Source organism: Streptomyces sp. NPDC051578 (assembly GCF_044454045.1).
Classification (GTDB): domain Bacteria; phylum Actinomycetota; class Actinomycetes; order Streptomycetales; family Streptomycetaceae; genus Streptomyces.
In genome coordinates, this window is record NZ_JBITDH010000002.1 from 757,111 (window position 1) to 773,735 (window position 16,625).

The window sequence follows — 16,625 nt, forward strand, 5'->3', positions numbered from 1 at the left end:
TTCGGCATGCCTTTTCGAGGAAGATTTCACCGGATGACTGACAACCCGCTCGTGCCCGGACCGCGCCGGGACATGGCGATGCACAACGACTGGTGGGCGTCGGGCTGGGACCACGTCCTGCCCCGCCAGGGCTTCCCACTGACCATGCTGATCGGAACCGCGAGCCAGCCCGGCTTCACCGGCTCCCTGGACGACCTTCTGCAAGAAATCTTCGACGGCCGCTGGGACATGATCGGCGGCGACCTCGACGGTGCGCTCACCTTCTCCTGGCCGAATGAGCAGTGGGACTACGAGGACGCGCCGGAGGGGCCCGAAGCGAACGAGGCACATCGCTGGGAGAAGTTCGGCGCCCTCCTCACGGCCGCCGGCTACCCGGTGCCCAAGACCGTGCGGGACCTCTCCGAGCTCTACCTGACGTGGGGCCTGGTGAGCCGTGAGGAGACGCCGGAAGGCACCCGGTGGTCGATGCCCGTCGCGCTGCCGCTGCCTGGCGACCTGTTGCCCCTGGACGCCGACCTCGCCAAGCGGCTCGACTGGATCCGCTGGACCATGCGCACCGGCCCGCTCGTGGGCGGGCTCATCGACCACCTGGCCGACGATCTGGGCGAACCGCACGAGGTCCTTACCTCCCTGGACCGACTGGCGGCCGCCACAAGCCAGGACGTCGACGACGTCCGTCTCGCCCTCGCAGAGCTCGTCCAGGCCGGAGACGCCCAGGTGCAGCGCGGCCAGGAGCCGGCCGACGTGGAACGCCTGGAGGCCCACCAGCGCTTCCGCCTGATCATGAACTGGGAGCACATCCACGAGAACCGGATGCAGCTGAGCATCAAAGGCGACGACGCGTGACACAGAGCGTGCCGGGCACGGCGGGAACGCCAGACACCCGCCTGATCGTGCTCCGAGGCAACAGCGCCTCAGGCAGGTCGTCCATCGCGGCCGGCCTGCGCGAGAAGTTCGGCCGCAACCTCGCCATCGTCACCGAGGACGACCTGCGCAGGATCGTGCGGCGCGAACGTGACCGGCCCGGGGCTGCGAACATCGGCCTGATCGCCTCACCGCCCGCTACGCCCTGAACAACGGCTTCCACGTCGTCGTCGAAGGCATCCTGTACGCCGACCGCTACGGCACGATGCTTCAGGGCCGGGAGCCGGAGGTCGGGGGCGAAGCGCGGGAGGGTCTCGAACGTGGGCATGGTGGTCTCCTCCGGGCAGCACGACGCCCCCCGCGGGTGCCGAGGGCTGCTGTAGGCGGCGCTCGTTGGTGGTGTTCGTTTCGTGGTGCTGGATGGTGCTCAGTGGTGCTGGGTGGTGTCGTCCGGGCCGTGGTGTGAGTGCTGCCCGCACCAAGCTGAACTCCATGGCCGCCGGCTGAGCCGACCGAGCAGGACCGTGGCGAGCAGGTCGAACCGGGTGTCCGAGTCGGGGTGGCGTCAGCTGGGGCCCGCGCCCGAGGTCGACCACGCAGGGCGCCTGCTGGCCGTCTCGGCCGGCTCGATCCCCATGGTCGGCTCGCCGAGGAGGTGGTCTGGAGCCGCAGCTACCGGGACCGCCCGTTCGCCGAGCGGTTCGGGCTTGACTCCGAAGACCCCCGGCCCGGGTGCTGCCGTTCCGCCGCGCAGTGGAGATGCTCGCCGGCGGGGCCGTCGGCCCTGCCGGGCTCTCGGCCGCCTGCGGCTGCTACGACCAGGCCCACCTCAGCCGTGAGGTCCCGGCCCTGGCCGGGGTTCCCCCCGCCGGATGACCACAGCCACCCGGCGGGTCGAGGAGGCCGTCGTCTCTGACGTGAGGTCACATTCGTCCAAGCCAGGTTTTTCGCACCCGTCTACGCTTCCCTGGTCGGCACCGGTCGGCACCGGTCGGCACCGGTCGGCACCGGTCGGCACCGGTCGGCACCGGTCGGCACCGGTCGTCACCACGTCGGTCACATTCGGAGGCGCGACGGGCCGGGACGAGGGTGGGTAACCGACGTGACGGCACCGCGGGGTGTGGCGTCCGGAGGGCCGGTTGCCATGGGACGACCGGGGGGCGATGACGGTGCCATTGCGCGCGGGTGACCCACGCGACGTGGGCGGCCATCGGCGGCTGGTGGGGAGGCTAGGGGGCGGTGGTCTGGGGACGCTGTTCCTCGGCCGCTCGCGCAGCGGACGGCTGCTCGCGGTCCGGGTGGACGCGCCGGAGCTGGCCGACGACTTCCCGGACGAGGTGGTGGAGCTCGTCGCCCGGTAGATGAACGTGCCAGGCCGTTCTGGCCGGAACCGCAGGGTCCGACCCGCTCGAGCCGGCCGACCTCAGCTGGCGACCCGCAGATCGGATGAAAGGGAAAGATCGACATGAGCGGTGAGCAGCCCTGGTGGCAGTGGCATGCGAAGGCGCCGAGGTGCCCCGCCGGTGTCGACTGGTCAAAGTTCAAGGGCCGTCGGCTGGAGATCACCGACGGGTGGATGAACAGCGGGTTCCGCCCGGAGAACTTCTCCGGGACCGTGGTGGCGAACGCCGCCGGCACGCCCGAGGGCCACCTGACCTTCGACAACGGGTTCATCTTCGGCTCCCAGTACTGGGACATGTACGACCTGGACCGTGGAGGCTGGGTGCGCTTCGCCGCAGACGGCCGTGAGTGGCGGGCCGATGACGAGGAGCCCGGGTGGGCCCGAGCCTGCTGGCGATGCACGGTGACCAGCCGCAGCAGGCGGGGCCTACCGCCTGGCCCGGGGCCTGACCTGGGACACCGAGACTGAGGCATGTATCGAGTGGCTCGGTGAAGCCTGTGGGGAGGTGGCGCCAGGACCGACAGCCTGACCGAGGCTCAGGTATCCGAGGCTATCCAGGCGACCGTCCAGGCCCACGACGACCGCTGCGGCCTGCTTGCCGACCGCCGAGAGGGAGTACACGCGCGCCCACTCGGTCAGAGCCTCGGACATGCCGGCGACCGCCGAGGGGGCCGGCCAGCTATCGCCAGGGCATCGGGTGCTCACTCGCCGTGCGCCAGTCCTGCAGACTGAGCACTACCTGTTCTCTGGCCGAGCGGGGGTCAGATCGTTCCGCAGGCTCCGGCCGTACACACCTGCCGACCGCGCGGGCTCCCTGGGTACACCGCATCCAGCAGACTGCGGACAAACTGATCGGGGTCGTCCAGGCCGGCCCTCGCGGTCGGCGGGTCCTGCACCGGAGGCCGCCACCTCAGCCGTTATCGCGCGGTACTGCTCCACGCACCGCTCGGCCACCGCGCGCAGCGAGGGCGTCCCGGGTCGGGAAATAGTTCTTCGCGGTCCCCAGTGGCACTCCCGCGGCCGCTTCGACGGCCCGGTGGGTCAGGCCGGTCCGCCAGCCCCGGCCGGCACCTCGATGGCCGCGTCGCGCAGCAAGTCGCGGCGATCTTGATTCACAGTCAGTTCCGCTTGGTGACCCGCCTACGACCTCCGCTCAGGCGGAGGGGGAGAGCACCTGTCCGCCCCCGGCCTGGCCACTCTGCCGGAAGGGAGGGCGTGGTAGCCCAGGATGTCGGGGCCTTGACCTCGCCTGCGATCAGGCCCCCCGGCGGACAGCGAGATCACCGTCTCGTCCACCCCGGTCAGGCGCTTCTGCCGTTTCTTGACGATCGTCGGCTCGAACGAGCCGTCCGGTCCGGAGCACGGATATCTCGATCTCGGCCTCGGCCACGGTTCTCACGGGTCAGCGGCGCACCGTCCTTGATCGGGAGTTACACCGAACGATTTACAGTCCCCACCCCGCGCGGAAAGTGCTCGCCTGACCCGCCATGGGCGGCTGCGCCTGGAGGAACGGGAGCTTCTGGTGGACACCTGCCGGCGCACCGGCTCGACACTGCGGCAGACCGAAGCCGGGTACGGGCGGGGACAGTTGCACGCGGGCGGCGTTCAGAAGTGTAGGACGCCGATGTCGCGGACGGTCTGGGCGAGGGCCCGGACGAGTTCGTTCTCTCCGTCCCTGCGCCACACCAGGGCGTAGGGAATCGTCCCCATGTCGGGGACGGGAACGAAGCGGACGTGGGACATGGACCAGTAGCGGGTGACGTGGGAGGGGAAGGGGTGGACGATCTCGCCGGTGCTGACGAGGTGGATCAATTCGTCGGCGTTGGTGACCTCCTCGACGCGTTCGATCGGCTTTCCCCGGGCCGTGTGGAAGGACAGGTAGGCGTCCTCCCAGTAGTCGGGCATGTCGGGTGGCATGGCATGGGCGAAGTCGGCCAGTGCCTCGAACGGGACGGAGTGTCGTTCGGCGAGTTCGTGGTCGGCGGCGACGGCCAGGACGCGGGGGTCTCGGAAGAGGATGGGGCCGACGGTGAGATCGGGCTCGTCCACCGGCAGCCAGGTGAGGAAGACGTCCATGTCGCCCTCGCGCAGCCGGGCGAACGGGTCGAGGTAAGGCGCCCGGCGCAGCTGCAGTTCCCACTGGGGGTGACGGGAACGGAAGGTCTCCCAGTAGGGGTACATGTCGGGCACGTTGAACGGCAGCATGCCGACGCGCAGGCGTGCGGTCTTGCCGCGGGTCGCCATCCGGGCGCGTTCGAGGCTGTCGCGCAGGTTCGCGAAGACCGGCCGCAGGTCGCTGCGAAGCTGCTGGCCGAGCGGAGTCAGGCGGATCTGGCGGCGGTTGGAACGATCGAACAACAAGCCGCCCAGCCTCCGCTCCTGGCGTCCGATCACCTGGCTGACACGAGCCTGCGTGAGGTGCAGCCGGGCGGCCGTCCTGCCGAAGTGCAGTTCCTCGGCCAACGTCAGAAAGATCTCGATGTCGCGTATTTCCACCTGTGCCGACCCCCGTCATAAGCCTCAGTTATCGGATTTTACTTATCTTCGACGTTGATGGGCGCGGTGGGGAGTTGGAAGATCGACAGCGGCCGGAACCGCCGCGCGGCGGTCGGTGGGCGGTGCGGCGCCCGTACCGGTGACACCGCACCGCCCGGCGGCCCGCCTGCGGCCGCCGACACCGTGCCGGACGCGAGACCAGCTGTTGTCCCAGGGCGCCAGCACACCCCCACCCCCAGGATGGACACCCTCATGAAGCCCCTCGTCGCCGGCGTCAACGTTTCACAGGAGGAGGTGCGCGCCGTCGTCAGCCTCGTTGCACAGGTCGAGCACGCCCAGCGAAACGGCCCGCCGGACGCGTTCGCGGTCTACGACCTCGCGTTTGACATGGCCTGCAAGCGCAATGGACACGTGGGCCGCATGGGGGCACGTCAGCCGGGCCGCAGAACGGGCGATCGCCGCATTTCGCCCCCGCGGGCGAGGAGTCCGGGACCGGCCTTCAGCAGGAGACGCGATGCCCCGACGACCCGCAGGCACTGGCCGAACCAGACCTTTCGGGCCACCGGGGGCGCCCGGCCGTCGGCACCTGACCGGCACCCGCACCGTCTGGAAGCCCGGCTGCCCGGCCGGGCCGAACGGGAAACGGCAGACCGACCGTTCCACTTCCGAGGAGTTGCGGCATTGACGTTCCGTACCACGGCCGAGGTCATCCACTGCTTCAACCGCGCCTTCATCGAGCATGACGCCTCCTCGCTCGCCGACCTGATCGCCGACGACTGCGTAATGGAGGCGAGGGGGCCGGCTCCTGACGGAGCTCGCTACGAGGGCCGCGCCGAGTGCCTGGAGTTCTGCCGGGCACTCGCCGAGGACCGCACGATCCAGTTCGCGCCGGAGGCGGTCGTCATCACCGGTGAACGGGCAACGGTCCGCTGGCGGAACCACTTCGGCGACGGACCCACCGACTCGGTCCGCGGCGTGAGCCTCGCGCTGGTACGGGACGGGTTGATCGTCGAGTCCCTCGGCTACAGCAAGACCACGGGCGACGCCCCGCCGGCCAAGGCCGGAAACCATGGAAAGCAAGGGAAATCCTGATATGCGTGTGCTGTTGGTGGCGTACGGGTCGCGCGGGGACATCGAGCCGATGCTCGGGCTCGGGGCGGAACTGCGGGCACTCGGCGCGGAGGTGCGGATGTGCGCCCCGCCGGACTTCGCGGAGCTGCTGGACCGTGCCGGCATCCCACTGGTGCCGCTCGGCCGGTCGTTGCGCGCGATGGCGACCAGGGCGGTGACCGGGACGGGGAAGCCGCCGCCGGCGGAGGGCCTCTCCGAGCGTGCGGCCCGGATGTTCGCCGAGACGTACGACTCGGTCACCGCGGTGGCCGAGGGATGCGACGTCGTGGTGGCGACCGGCTTGATCCCGGCCGCGGCCGCCGCGCGGGCGGTGGCCGATGAGCTGGGCGTTCCCTACGTGTTCGCCGCCTACTTCCCGACCTACCTGCCGTCGCCGCACCACGCGCCGCTCGCGTGGCCGGGCCGGCCGCTTCCGCCGGAGGTGACCGACAACCGGGTGCTGTGGGACCTGAACACCGAGCACATGAACGCGCTGTTCGGCGAGGCGGTCAACACCCACCGGGCCGCGATCGGTCTACCCCCGGTGGAGAACGTCCGCGACCACGTCTTCACCGACCGCCCATGGCTGGCGGCCGACCCGGCCCTGAGCCCGTGGCCGCAGCCGGCCGACCTCGACGTGGTGCAGACCGGCGCGTGGATCCGGCCGGACCAAAGCCCGCTCCCGGCCGCTCTGGAGGCGTTCCTGGACGCCGGCGAACCCCCGGTGTACGTGGGCTTCGGCAGCATGCCCGTCCGCGACGCGCAGAGCGTCACCCGGGCGGCCGTCGAGGCGGTCCGCGCGAAGGGCCGCCGTGTCCTCCTCTCCTGCGGCTGGGCCGGCCTGGCCCTGACCGATGACCGGGACGACTGCTTCGCCGTCGGCGAGGTCAACCAGCAGGTGCTGTTCACCCGGGTGGCCGCCGTCGTGCACCACGGCGGCGCGGGCACCACGACGACGGCTGCCCGGGCCGGCGCGCCCCAGGTGGTGGCAGCCCAGATGGCGGACCAACCGTACTGGGCCGGCCGGGTGGCCGAGCTGGGCATCGGCGCGGCGCACGACGGTCCGACCCTGACCTACGAGTCCCTGTCGGCCGCACTGGAGACGGCCCTGACCCCCGGGACCCGCGCACGAGCGGCCGCCGTGGCCGCCACGATCCGCACCGACGGGGCGAGGGCGGCCGCGAAGCTGCTGCTCGACATGGTCGGCCGGGAAAGGCCGCCCGCGTCCGTGCCTCACCCCGCACTTGAGGAGAGGATATGAAGGTGAAGGACCGCCGGGTGCCCGGCGAGCGGAACCTGGTCGCCGGGATGCTGGTGGACGCGCTGGGCACGGGTATGTACGTGCCGTTCAGCCTGGTCTTCTTCCAGCGGATCACCGGACTGCCACTGCCGACGATCGGCACCGTCCTGACCGTTGCCGGGCTGCTGGCGATGAGTGCCATGCCGGTCGGCGGCTGGGCCGTCGACCGGTTCGGTGCCCGGCGGGTGCGGCTGGCCCTGTATCTGGTCCGCGGCCTCGGCTTCCTGGCCTTCCCGCTCGGTACCACCCTGCCGGTCTTCGCCCTGGTCGCCACCCTCACCGCGGCCGGCGCCCAGGCGTTCCCCGCGACCCAGCAGGCCCTGATCGGCGAGCTCGCCCAGGGGGAGCACCGGGACCGGCTGCTGGCACTCGCCCGGAGCGTGAACAACGCCGGCCTCGGCGCCGGCGGTCTGCTCGCAGCCGGATTGGTCCAACTCGGCGGTGACCGCGGCTTCCTGGCGGTCGCCTGGCTGAACGCGGCCACCTTCTTCGTCGCGGCACTGTTCGGGCTGCGGATCAGGACCCCCCACGCGGTCCGCCCGGCGACCGGCCGGGAGCGGGCCGGCTATCGCGCGGTGCTGCGCGATCGCCCGTACGCCGGGCTCACCCTGGCCAACTTCCTGATTGCCCTGGGCTATTCGGCGCTCAGCGTGCTGCTGCCGGTGTACGCCGTGAGCCAGTTCGACCTGCCCGCTTCGGTGGCCGGTCCGCTGTTCGCGGTCAACACCGCGCTCTGTGCCTTCGCCGGCGTGCCGGTCGGGAGAGTCAGCAGGCGCTTCGCCCGGCGCACCCGGGTGGCCGCGGTCGGCGCGCTGGTCTTCGCCACCGCGTTCCTCGGGTACGCGCTGCTTGGCGGCATTCCCCGCCAAGGCGTGATGGCGGGCCTTGTCGGGCTTCTGGTCCTCTACACAATCGGCGAACTGGTGCACAGCCCGAGCGCCGGCGCCCTCTCGGTGAGCGCAGCTCCCACCGAGGCGCGCGGCCGGTACCTGGCCACCTACCAGCTGTCCTGGGCGCTGTCCCAGACCCTGGCGCCGTCGCTGTTCACCGGCCTGCTGGCCGTCGACGGCCGGCTGCCCTGGCTGGTGCTGACGGCGAGTTCGATGGCAGGAGCCGTCATGCTGCTCGCCCTGGAGCGGAGCCTGCCGGCCGAAGCCGTGTACACCACGACCGTCGAAGCCGTGCCGCCCGCACGCTGCGAGGCAGCCGAATCGGCGGAACTCAGCCGGGACGGCGCCAGCTGAGACTTCTCCGGCCGATCATGTGACTGCCTGGGCGGGGGGCCTTGCCTTCGGAGTCGTCGTGTTCCGATCCACTGGTACCTGACCTCCGCTGAACGCGTGCTGCCCGTGCCCACGAGTCCCCCCGTGCAGGCGCATGATCCCTATGCTGACGACATGCTTGACATACCTCTTTCGGCACTGGAAGTCGCGATGGTCCAGACGGACACCCGCGCCGTGGACACGCTGCGGGACACCGCGGCCTTCGCACAGGGACTCGAACGGCTCGGCTACCACCGGCTCTGGTACGCCGAGCACCACCATTCGCCCGCGATCGGCGCGTTCCCGCCGGTCGTGCTGATCGCGCACGCCGCCGCCACGACCTCCGTCATCCGTCTCGGCTCTGGCGGGGTGCTGGCACCCAACCACGCCCCCATCATGCTGGCGGAGCAGTTCGGGACACTGGCCGCCCTGCACGGGGGCCGTATCGACCTGGGCATCGGCCGTGGCCCCGGAACCTTCGACGAGGCCACCGCGCGGGCGCTGCGCCGCGGCGCCGGACCGACGACCGACGCGGAGTACGGGAGCGACGTGGCCTCGGTCCTCTCCTTCCTGGTGGGCGAAGTCGCCCTCGACCCGCTGCCGGAGCCGTGGCTGCTCGCCTCCAGCACCGCGGGCGCCGCCCTCGCCGCGGCGCTCGGCCTGCCGGTGGCCGTGGCCCACCACATCCGACCCGACAACACCCTTGCGGTGCTCGATCGTTACCGGGCGGAGTTCACCCCGTCCCGTTGGTGCGAGCGGCCCCGGGTGTTGTTGTGCGTCGAGGCGGTGTGCGCGGAAACCGACGAGGAGGCCGTGCGGCGGACGGGGCCCATGGCCGTCGTCAAGGCCGGGCTCCTCAAGGGGGTGAGCGAGATGCCCTTCCCGACCCCCGCGCAGGCCGCCACCCACCCGTTCACGGAGGAGGAGCGAGCGGTGCTGGCCCACTTCCGGGCACAGCAGGCCGTCGGGGCCCCGGAGACAGTCGTACACCGGCTCGACCGACTGGCGCGCGAGACCGGCGCGGACGAGCTGATGCTGACCACGCCCGTGCACGACCTCGGCGACCGCCTGCGCTCCTTCGAATTGATCAGGAAGCGCTGCGGCTGAGCGAGAAGTGCCGAGACGGGCGGGAAGACCTCGTACGCTGCGTACGTCGGGGTCAGTCGCGGAAGGGGGGGCCCGCATGGGCTTGCGAAAAGGCGCCAATGTGCCGGTGGAACACACCTCGGTGCGGGTGGAGGTGGGATGGCAGGAGCGCCCCGGAACTCCGGACGTCGACGCGTCGGCCCTGCTGCTGACCGCGGCCGGAAAGGTGCGGTCGGACGACGACTTCGTGTTCTACAACCAGCCCGCCCACCGCAGCGGCGCCGTCCGCCACGAGGGCAGGCGACAGGACGGCGCGAGCGTCGTCGAGACGGTCAGCGTGACGTTGTCGGCGGTGGAGCAGGACATCACGACCGTGGTGGTCGCGGCTTCCACCGACGGCACGTTCGGCCGAGTGCCCGGTCTGTTCGTACGCGTACTGGACGCGGAGAGCGGGGCCGAGACGGCGAGGTTCGACGCCACCGACGCCGACTCCGAGACGGCGTTCCTGCTCGGCGAGCTGTACCGGCGGGGTGGTGCGTGGAAGTTCCGCGCGGTGGGCCAGGGTTACGCCTCCGGCCTGGCCGGGCTGGCCACCGACTTCGGCATCACCGTGGACGATCCCACCACGCCGTCATCCCCACCCGTCCGGCAGCCGCCGCCCGCGCCGGTGGCCCCGGCGCCCGAACCCGTACGGCTGTCGAAGATCACTTTGACGAAGGCCGCTCCCGCGGTGTCGCTGACCAAGCAGGGCGCCACCTCGGGGGCCATGCGGGTCAACCTCACGTGGAGCGCGGCCGAGCCGGGGAGCGGCCGGCTGGGCAGGGGCACGGACGCCGTCCGGCTGGAGGACGTCGACCTGGACCTCTCCTGCATGTGGGAGCTGCGGAACGGAACGAAGGGCATCGTCCACCCCATCGGCAACGAGTTCGGCTCGTTCGACCGACCGCCGTACGTCCTGCCTGCTGGACCAGGACGACCGGACCGGCGGCAGCGAGGACGGCGAGAACCTGATGATCAACCTTGATCACTCGGCCGAGATCAAACGCCTCCTGGTGTTCGTGGTCATCTACGACGGGGCGCCCGACTTCGCGGGACTGCACGGCGTCGCCACGCTGTATCCGCCCGCCGGCCCTCCGATCGAAGTGCGTCTGGACGAGTGCACCGTCCCCTCACCGGTCGCCGCGATCGCGCTGATCGAGAACGTGGGCGGCGAACTGGTCGTGCGGAGAGAGGCGAAGTACCTGGTGCTCGCGCCTGGCGTCTTCAAGCAGCAGGCCGCCGACCTCGAATACGGCTGGGGGATGAGCTGGCACTCCGCCACCAAGGACTGACACCGAGGACCGGCCGATCATCCGGCGAACAGGATGTAGGAGGCCTTCGTGATCAGGGAGAATCCCGCGAGCTGGACGGGGGAGCGGAGCCCAGAAGCACGGGTGCACACAGATGCCGACAGGCGCGGCGTAAAGGCGGATTCCCGGGACGGGCAGCCTGACGGGCAGGAGGGCGTCGATCGCGATCACCAGGGTCGACATGGGCCTGCCGACGTGCAGCGCGTGCGGGGTTCCGCTGCCCAGAAGTCGGACGGGGGCGTGGGGGAGACGTACTCGCGACGGGGGAGGAGCGGGCGCACGGCCGCTCATGAGTACGGGTTAGTGGCTGTGGACATCCCTGCGGTGCTACGTCCTGACCGCCTTGCCGGCCTGGGTGACCGCGGCCTCCGTGCGGCCCGCTCTCGGTGACGAGCCCTTCACCGACGAGTGCGTGCTCGAGATGCGGATGGGACTCGTGGGGGTTCCCCTCCTGACACTCGCGACCATCTTCGTCCTCGTCCTGCTGGTCGGCCGTCGGTTCGAACCGCCGACGCTCGCCGACCCGGCCGTCCCCGCGGAGCAGCGGGCCCGGACGCGACGCACCTCGACTGGTGCTGTCCGTGGAACGACTCGACTACGCCATCACGCATATCAACCGGCGGTGGGCCACGCGAGCTGGCGACCACGCTGGTCGGGATCGTCGCGCAACCTCCACGTCCGTCTCAGAGCCACGCCCCCACCCGGGATGCATCTGATTCCGTCGGTGAACCGTATGCCCACGTTCGCTCTGGTCGTCCTGCCGCTGTTACTGGTAGGCGCGCTACTCGTCGCCGCTCTCGGCTACGCCGTCTACCGGTGCCCGGTACCTAATCGCCCGACCGTAGGCGGTGCAGGGCGTCCTCGGAGTCCCTGTCGTCGGGCAGGTAGGCCAGGAAGTGGTGGCCGGGTTGGTCCACGGCGGCCAGCTTCACGTACCTAAGGCGCAGTTCGCCCACGGTCGGGTGCCGGAAGCGACGGACCGAGGGCTGGAAACCGGCTGTCTCCCGGCGTTCGTACCAGCGGGCCGCGTCACTGTCCGACAGCAGCTCGTCGGTGAGTTCGGCGAAACGCGGATCGTCAGGCCGGCGAGCGGCCCGTGACCGGAACTGGCCGAGCAGGGCACGGGCCTCGTGCTCCCAGTCGGCTAGCAGGGTGCGCGCCGGCGGCCAGCGGAACACCAGCCAGAGGAGGTTGCGCTGCTTGGGGTGCAGCCGCGCCGGGTCGGTCAGCAGCGCGGCGTACCCGGCGTTCCACGCCAGCAGGTCCCAGTGGAGGTCGAGGACCACGGCCGGGTGCGGTGTCATGGCCTGCACCAGGCTGAGCAGGTTCGGTGATACCCAAGTGGGGGCGTCGGCGGGTGGCCCGCCATCTTGTACGAACGACAGGACGTGCGCGGTTTCGGCGGCATCCAGCCGCAGCGCCCGCGACACCGCGCGCAGCACCTGCTCCGAGGTGCGCACCCGGCCCTGCTCCAGCCACGTGTACCAGGAGACGCTGATTCCGGCGAGTTTTGCCACCTCGGCCCGCCGCAGTCCGGGCGTCCGGCGGCCCGGGGCCTGCGGCAGGCCCACGTCCCCCGGCGTGAGCCGTTCACGGCGGGACCGCAGGAAAGCCCCCAGCTCGCGGCGGGAGGACCCGGCCGGGGGCGTGGGTACGGCGCTCACCGGCCGGCGCGCCGGCCACCGCAGCGGCGGCCGGGCCCGGTCGGCGGGGAACCGCGGTCCACGGGCGGCGGGGTGCAGGGGGCCGGGGGCGATAGCCGGACGCGCGTCATCGTGCCCCTCCTTGCGCCAGTGGGCGTCCGCCCGAATGCGGGCGCCCTCTCCTGAGGCTGCCGTCACCAGGCGCGATGCCGGACCGGCAGGCTGTGTCTGATGGTAATAGCCAACGGTCTTCGCCCCGCAGGTTCCGCTGTTGAACTGGTGAAAGACCGCGTCCGCCCCGGACCGGTCCCCCCGTCACCCGTCCTCGTCGGACCCTTTCGAAAGGGGCTCCCGCCTCATGGCCACCACCGTGCCGGCACCTGCGGCGACCTTGCCCGCGTCCTCCCTGCGGCTGTTGGGCACCGCCGGATTCGTCAGCAACTTCGACCGCTTTTGCGTCGCACCCATGCTGGTGCTCATCGGCCGGCAACTCGGAACTCCGCTTTCCACCGTGGCGTGGGTGGCGAGTGGCTACTATCTCGCCTACGGGCTGATGCAGCCGGTGTGGGGCGCGGCCAGCGACCGCTGGGGCCGCGTGAGGGTGATGCGGGTGTCGCTCACCGGCGCGGCGCTCGCCGCAGTAGCCTCGGCCCTCGCTCCCGACACTCCCGTGCTGATCGTGGCCCGCGCCCTGGCCGGCGCGTTCTTCGCCGCCTCCATCGCCACCTCGCTCACGTACGTGGGCGACACGGTGCCGGCCGCGACACGGCAGCGCTCCCTCAGCGCGCTGATGACCGCGTTCGCGCTGGGCACCGCCATGGCCACGGTGGTCGCCGCAGCGCTGGCGCACTGGTTCACATGGCGACTGGTGTTCGCGCTGCCTGGCGTCCCCGCCGCATGCCTGGTGGTGGCCCTGCGCCGACTGCCCGAGCCCGAACGGGCGCGCTCCGGCCGCCTGATGGCGCCGTTCCGCGTCGTTCTGTCCGCACGGTGGCAGTGGTACGTCATGGTGGTGGCGCTGCTGGAGGGGGCCGTGCTGCTGGGTTTTCTGACCTACCTGGCCCCGGCGCTGGAGGCGCACGGAGCTCCTGTCACCCTGGCCGGCGCGGTCGCGGCCCTGTACGGGGTCGGTTCCATGGCGGCGGCGCAGGTGGTCAGGCGGCTCGTCGGACGGTGGTCCCCGACAGGCCTGATTGTGGCCGGCGGGGTGCAGATGGCCCTGGCGTACCTGTTGGCCGGCTGTAGCCGGTCCACCGGGGTGCTCGTCGTGGTCGCCCTGCTCCTGGGGGGCGGCTGGTCCTTCATGCACTCCACGATCCAGTTGTGGGCGACGGACCTGTGCCCGGCTGCCCGCGCGACGGGAGTGGCCTTGTTCGGCGTCGCGCTCTACGCGGGCAGCGCCGCGACCACCGCGCTGGCGGCCTCCACCGCTCAGGCGCACGACTACCGTTCCCTGTTCTGGTCGGCGGCGTTCTTGACAGTGCCCGTGACGGTGGTCGCGGCTGTGGGCCGGGCACGCTGTCCTTGAGGGACGGCTCGGGCGGGTGGCGGGGAATGGACCGGCAGCCGCGCTGCGGCGGGAGGGCTCAGGGGTGGCTGAGGACGGTGACCACGCGGCCGTCCGGGTCGCGGACGAAGAAGCGGCGTACGCCCCACTCGCTGATGGGCGTCATGGGTTCTACAGCGGGTGGTGGCAGGGATATGCACCGGGTTGCGGGGTTCTGAGCTGGTTCGGCAGGGGAGGATGTGTCGTCCGTTTGGTGCAGGTGCGTGTCGGTTCGCGGGTAGAAGGCTTGCTGCCTGGGTAGGGACGGCGGCGCCGGGGGCGGCCGACTTCGCTACTGCTGCCTACTGCCTCCCGAGCTGGCGAGGGGCAGGCCGCGTGCGGTTGCGGGGCGGTTGCGGGGCGGTTGCGGGCGTCGATGGCGGCGTGGCGGTGGGGTGTCGGCTTCGGTCTTCCTCTTCGCGCTGAGCTGCCCGGTCCACTGCCCTGTGACTGGGAATGTGGGGTGCCTACCATCGGATCTGCGCGATTTCTGAGCCTCGATCGGAGAGTGCTACTCAGTCGATGATGAGGGCTGGTAGGCGTTGGTTCTTCACCTCGTCGCGAGGGAGGAAGAGCCCGCATCGTGTCTCTATGAGTGCCAGTGTCCGGCGGTCACGGTCGCGGTGGGGCTCGCCGTCGGGTCGTGCGTACGAGCCGTCCGGATACAGCACACCAGCGGCTGTCAGCTCCGGCAGCAGGAGGTCAGGCTGCTCGCCCCATCGCCATACTTCTTCGCCGATTCCGAAACTTGCAGAGATCCGCACCGTCTCTTGCGTACGAGAACATCGCCGGCGGATGATCCGGGGAAGGATCCAGGTGGACCGCCTCCACTCCGTCGCGCGAGATCTCGGCCAGTCTCCCGCCCCCGTCCCCCAGCCCGTACTCAACAGCGAAGGACCAACCGCCGCACGAACCGACCCGCACAACGTCGTCGTGGTCCGTCGCCAGGTCCAGAACCATGTGCCAGGCCTCCGTGTCGGTGGTCGGTGAGACCACAGATCCTGGTACTCCGCCCATCCGCACTCCCAGCGCCTCAGGGTGGATACCGCGTGCGAAGACCACCCCGTGCTGCCAGACGTCTTGGTCCACAAGCCACTGAATGCCGCTATCCACCGGGACCACCTCGCTGCACGCGGCGGCACCGTCGTCGAACTCGACATGAGTGCGCTCACCCCGCGGACGTGTGCAACGAACTCGCCGACCATCGGGTGACGGCCCTTCTTCGTCTGGTCAGCCACCCGGATCCGGCAGTGCCGATCGTCAAGTCCGTCCGCGGCGACCAGCGCCTCGCCGAGGTCCTGATCGGTGCTCAGGCCGGGCAACCGGAGTTCGCCGAATGGGCGACATCGCCGGGCGAAGCTCCCTCCTTCGTCGCCTTCGAGGGCTACGACACGATCACCGTTCTCGCCGATGTGCTGCGTTCTCACGGAGCCGACCGGGTGCGCATCGCCAAATCCTGGCCGCGCGTCGCGGTCGTAGGCACCCGCGGGCAGGTCCAGTTCTCCCGCACGCCAGGCATCAGCGTTTGGCAATGGGCTGGGACGCCGATCCAAGTCGTTGATCGAGGTCCGGCGGAACCCGATCGTTTTCGGATCCTTCACGCCAACCGAGCTGGGGGAGTACGGAGGTCCGACTGCCCAGATCTTTCCAAACTTGAGGCTGTCCATCTGTCTACGTGTGCCGGCGCTAAGGGTTGTCCCGTAAGTGATCTTGCCGTGGGATGATCTACGCCGTGGCTGGCGTGATCACGGCGTCTGAGCCGTCCTGGATAGCCCCGTTCGCCGGACTGAGCCCGCGTGCCTTCTGCAAGTTGATGAGGCAGCTACGCCGCGAGGGCACCGACGCGCCGGGCCGTGGTCGGCCGTGGAAGCTGTCCCTGGAGGGCCGGGTGCTACTGGTGGCCGCGTACTGTCACCCCAACTTGACCCTGTGCCCACTCGTGCCGTTCTTCGGAGTGTCGAAGTCCACCGCCGATCGCGTCATCGACCACCTCGGCCCCAGGCTCGCGCTGGCCTCGCGCAGACGCTTCGCCAAGGACTCGGTGCTGATCGTGGACGGGACGCTGGTACCTACCCGCGACCACAAGGTCGCCGAGCAGTCGAAGAACTATCGCTACTCGACGAACCACCAGGTGGTCATCGACGCCGACACCGGCCTGGTCGTGGTGGTTGGCCGGCCTCTGCCCGGGGAACTGCAACGACCGCCGGGCATGGGCCGAGTCCGGTGCCAAGCAGGCAGTCGTCAACACCAGACGATCGCGGACGGCGGCTACCTGGGCACCAGGCTGATCATGCTGCACCGCTGGCGCAAGGGCGGGGAACTACCCGACCGGAAGCAGGCGCGCAAACAAGAGCCACAAACGGGTTCGCGCTCGCGTCGAGCACGCCTTCGCCCGTATGAAGACCTGGAAGATCCTGCGCGACTGCCGCCTGAGAGGCGACGAGGCGACGGTGTGCGCCACGCGATGCACGGCGTTGCCCGCCTACATAACCTCGCTCTCACGGGATGACTCCCTCCGCATGCGGGACTTGAGAGGTCCACGGAAGACTGGCCTTGGGGAACATCGG

At 70.6% G+C, this 16,625-nt stretch carries 12 protein-coding genes and 5 pseudogenes; 12 read left to right on the plus strand and 5 right to left on the minus strand.

What is annotated here, in order from left to right; all coding sequences use genetic code 11:
• Nucleotides 1-33: 33 nt before the first annotated feature.
• The 4 genes and pseudogenes from ACIA6C_RS14595 (at nt 34) to ACIA6C_RS14610 (ending at nt 2,734) form a co-directional block, all read left to right on the plus strand.
• Nucleotides 34-846: a DUF6042 family protein gene (locus tag ACIA6C_RS14595; RefSeq protein WP_399275691.1), complete on the plus strand. Its 813-nt coding sequence runs from the start codon at nt 34-36 to the stop codon at nt 844-846.
• A gap of 8 nt (nt 847-854) precedes the next feature.
• Nucleotides 855-1,135, plus strand: a pseudogene (locus ACIA6C_RS14600) (kinase); the annotation flags it as partial.
• 949 nt (nt 1,136-2,084) lie between these two features.
• Nucleotides 2,085-2,225 carry a hypothetical protein gene (locus ACIA6C_RS14605; RefSeq protein WP_399275693.1) on the plus strand — a complete coding sequence of 47 codons (141 nt, stop codon included), beginning with the start codon at nt 2,085-2,087 and terminating at the stop codon, nt 2,223-2,225.
• A gap of 104 nt (nt 2,226-2,329) precedes the next feature.
• Entirely contained in the window at nt 2,330-2,734 is a 405-nt protein-coding gene (locus tag ACIA6C_RS14610) for a hypothetical protein (RefSeq protein ID WP_399275695.1), read from the plus strand.
• Nucleotides 2,735-3,079: 345 nt separating this feature from the next.
• Here ACIA6C_RS14610 and ACIA6C_RS14615 read toward each other — a convergent pair.
• From ACIA6C_RS14615 to ACIA6C_RS14625, 3 genes and pseudogenes are all read right to left on the minus strand, one after another.
• Nucleotides 3,080-3,382: pseudogene (locus ACIA6C_RS14615) on the minus strand (TetR/AcrR family transcriptional regulator); the annotation flags it as partial.
• A gap of 489 nt (nt 3,383-3,871) precedes the next feature.
• Entirely contained in the window at nt 3,872-4,762 is an 891-nt protein-coding gene (locus ACIA6C_RS14620) for a LysR family transcriptional regulator (protein ID WP_399275697.1), read from the minus strand.
• Nucleotides 4,763-5,044: 282 nt separating this feature from the next.
• The gene (locus ACIA6C_RS14625) at nt 5,045-5,173 is read right to left on the minus strand and encodes a hypothetical protein (protein ID WP_399275699.1); all 129 of its coding nucleotides are present in this window, start codon (nt 5,171-5,173) and stop codon (nt 5,045-5,047) included.
• Between the two features lie 270 nt (nt 5,174-5,443).
• Between ACIA6C_RS14625 and ACIA6C_RS14630 the strand changes: the two genes are divergently transcribed.
• From ACIA6C_RS14630 to ACIA6C_RS14650, 5 genes and pseudogenes are all read left to right on the plus strand, one after another.
• The gene (locus ACIA6C_RS14630) at nt 5,444-5,854 is read left to right on the plus strand and encodes a nuclear transport factor 2 family protein (RefSeq protein WP_399275701.1); all 411 of its coding nucleotides are present in this window, start codon (nt 5,444-5,446) and stop codon (nt 5,852-5,854) included.
• 1 nt (nt 5,855) lies between these two features.
• Nucleotides 5,856-7,133 (plus strand): glycosyltransferase, encoded by a 1,278-nt coding sequence (locus tag ACIA6C_RS14635; protein ID WP_399275703.1) that lies wholly within the window; start codon nt 5,856-5,858, stop codon nt 7,131-7,133.
• Nucleotides 7,130-8,416 (plus strand): MFS transporter, encoded by a 1,287-nt coding sequence (locus ACIA6C_RS14640; RefSeq protein ID WP_399275705.1) that lies wholly within the window; start codon nt 7,130-7,132, stop codon nt 8,414-8,416. The genes ACIA6C_RS14635 and ACIA6C_RS14640 overlap by 4 nt, the downstream gene beginning before the upstream one ends.
• 153 nt (nt 8,417-8,569) lie before the next feature.
• Nucleotides 8,570-9,541: an LLM class flavin-dependent oxidoreductase gene (locus tag ACIA6C_RS14645; protein WP_399275707.1), complete on the plus strand. Its 972-nt coding sequence runs from the start codon at nt 8,570-8,572 to the stop codon at nt 9,539-9,541.
• A 76-nt stretch (nt 9,542-9,617) separates the two neighbouring features.
• Nucleotides 9,618-10,851, plus strand: a pseudogene (locus ACIA6C_RS14650) (TerD family protein).
• Nucleotides 10,852-11,696: 845 nt separating this feature from the next.
• Here the strand turns inward: ACIA6C_RS14650 and ACIA6C_RS14655 are convergent.
• The gene (locus ACIA6C_RS14655) at nt 11,697-12,533 is read right to left on the minus strand and encodes a helix-turn-helix domain-containing protein (RefSeq protein ID WP_399275709.1); all 837 of its coding nucleotides are present in this window, start codon (nt 12,531-12,533) and stop codon (nt 11,697-11,699) included.
• Nucleotides 12,534-12,870: 337 nt separating this feature from the next.
• Here ACIA6C_RS14655 and ACIA6C_RS14660 point away from each other — a divergent pair, with 337 nt between their 5' ends.
• Nucleotides 12,871-14,040, plus strand: coding sequence for an MFS transporter (locus ACIA6C_RS14660; RefSeq protein ID WP_399275711.1), 1,170 nt, complete (start codon nt 12,871-12,873; stop codon nt 14,038-14,040).
• 58 nt (nt 14,041-14,098) lie between these two features.
• Here ACIA6C_RS14660 and ACIA6C_RS14665 read toward each other — a convergent pair.
• Nucleotides 14,099-14,173 (minus strand): annotated as a pseudogene (locus tag ACIA6C_RS14665) (glyoxalase); the annotation flags it as partial.
• A 998-nt stretch (nt 14,174-15,171) separates the two neighbouring features.
• Here ACIA6C_RS14665 and ACIA6C_RS14670 point away from each other — a divergent pair.
• Nucleotides 15,172-15,782 (plus strand): annotated as a pseudogene (locus ACIA6C_RS14670) (hypothetical protein); the annotation flags it as partial.
• Nucleotides 15,779-16,567: a transposase gene (locus ACIA6C_RS14675; protein ID WP_399275713.1), complete on the plus strand. Its 789-nt coding sequence runs from the start codon at nt 15,779-15,781 to the stop codon at nt 16,565-16,567. The pseudogene ACIA6C_RS14670 and the gene ACIA6C_RS14675, both read left to right, overlap by 4 nt.
• Nucleotides 16,568-16,625 lie beyond the last annotated feature (58 nt).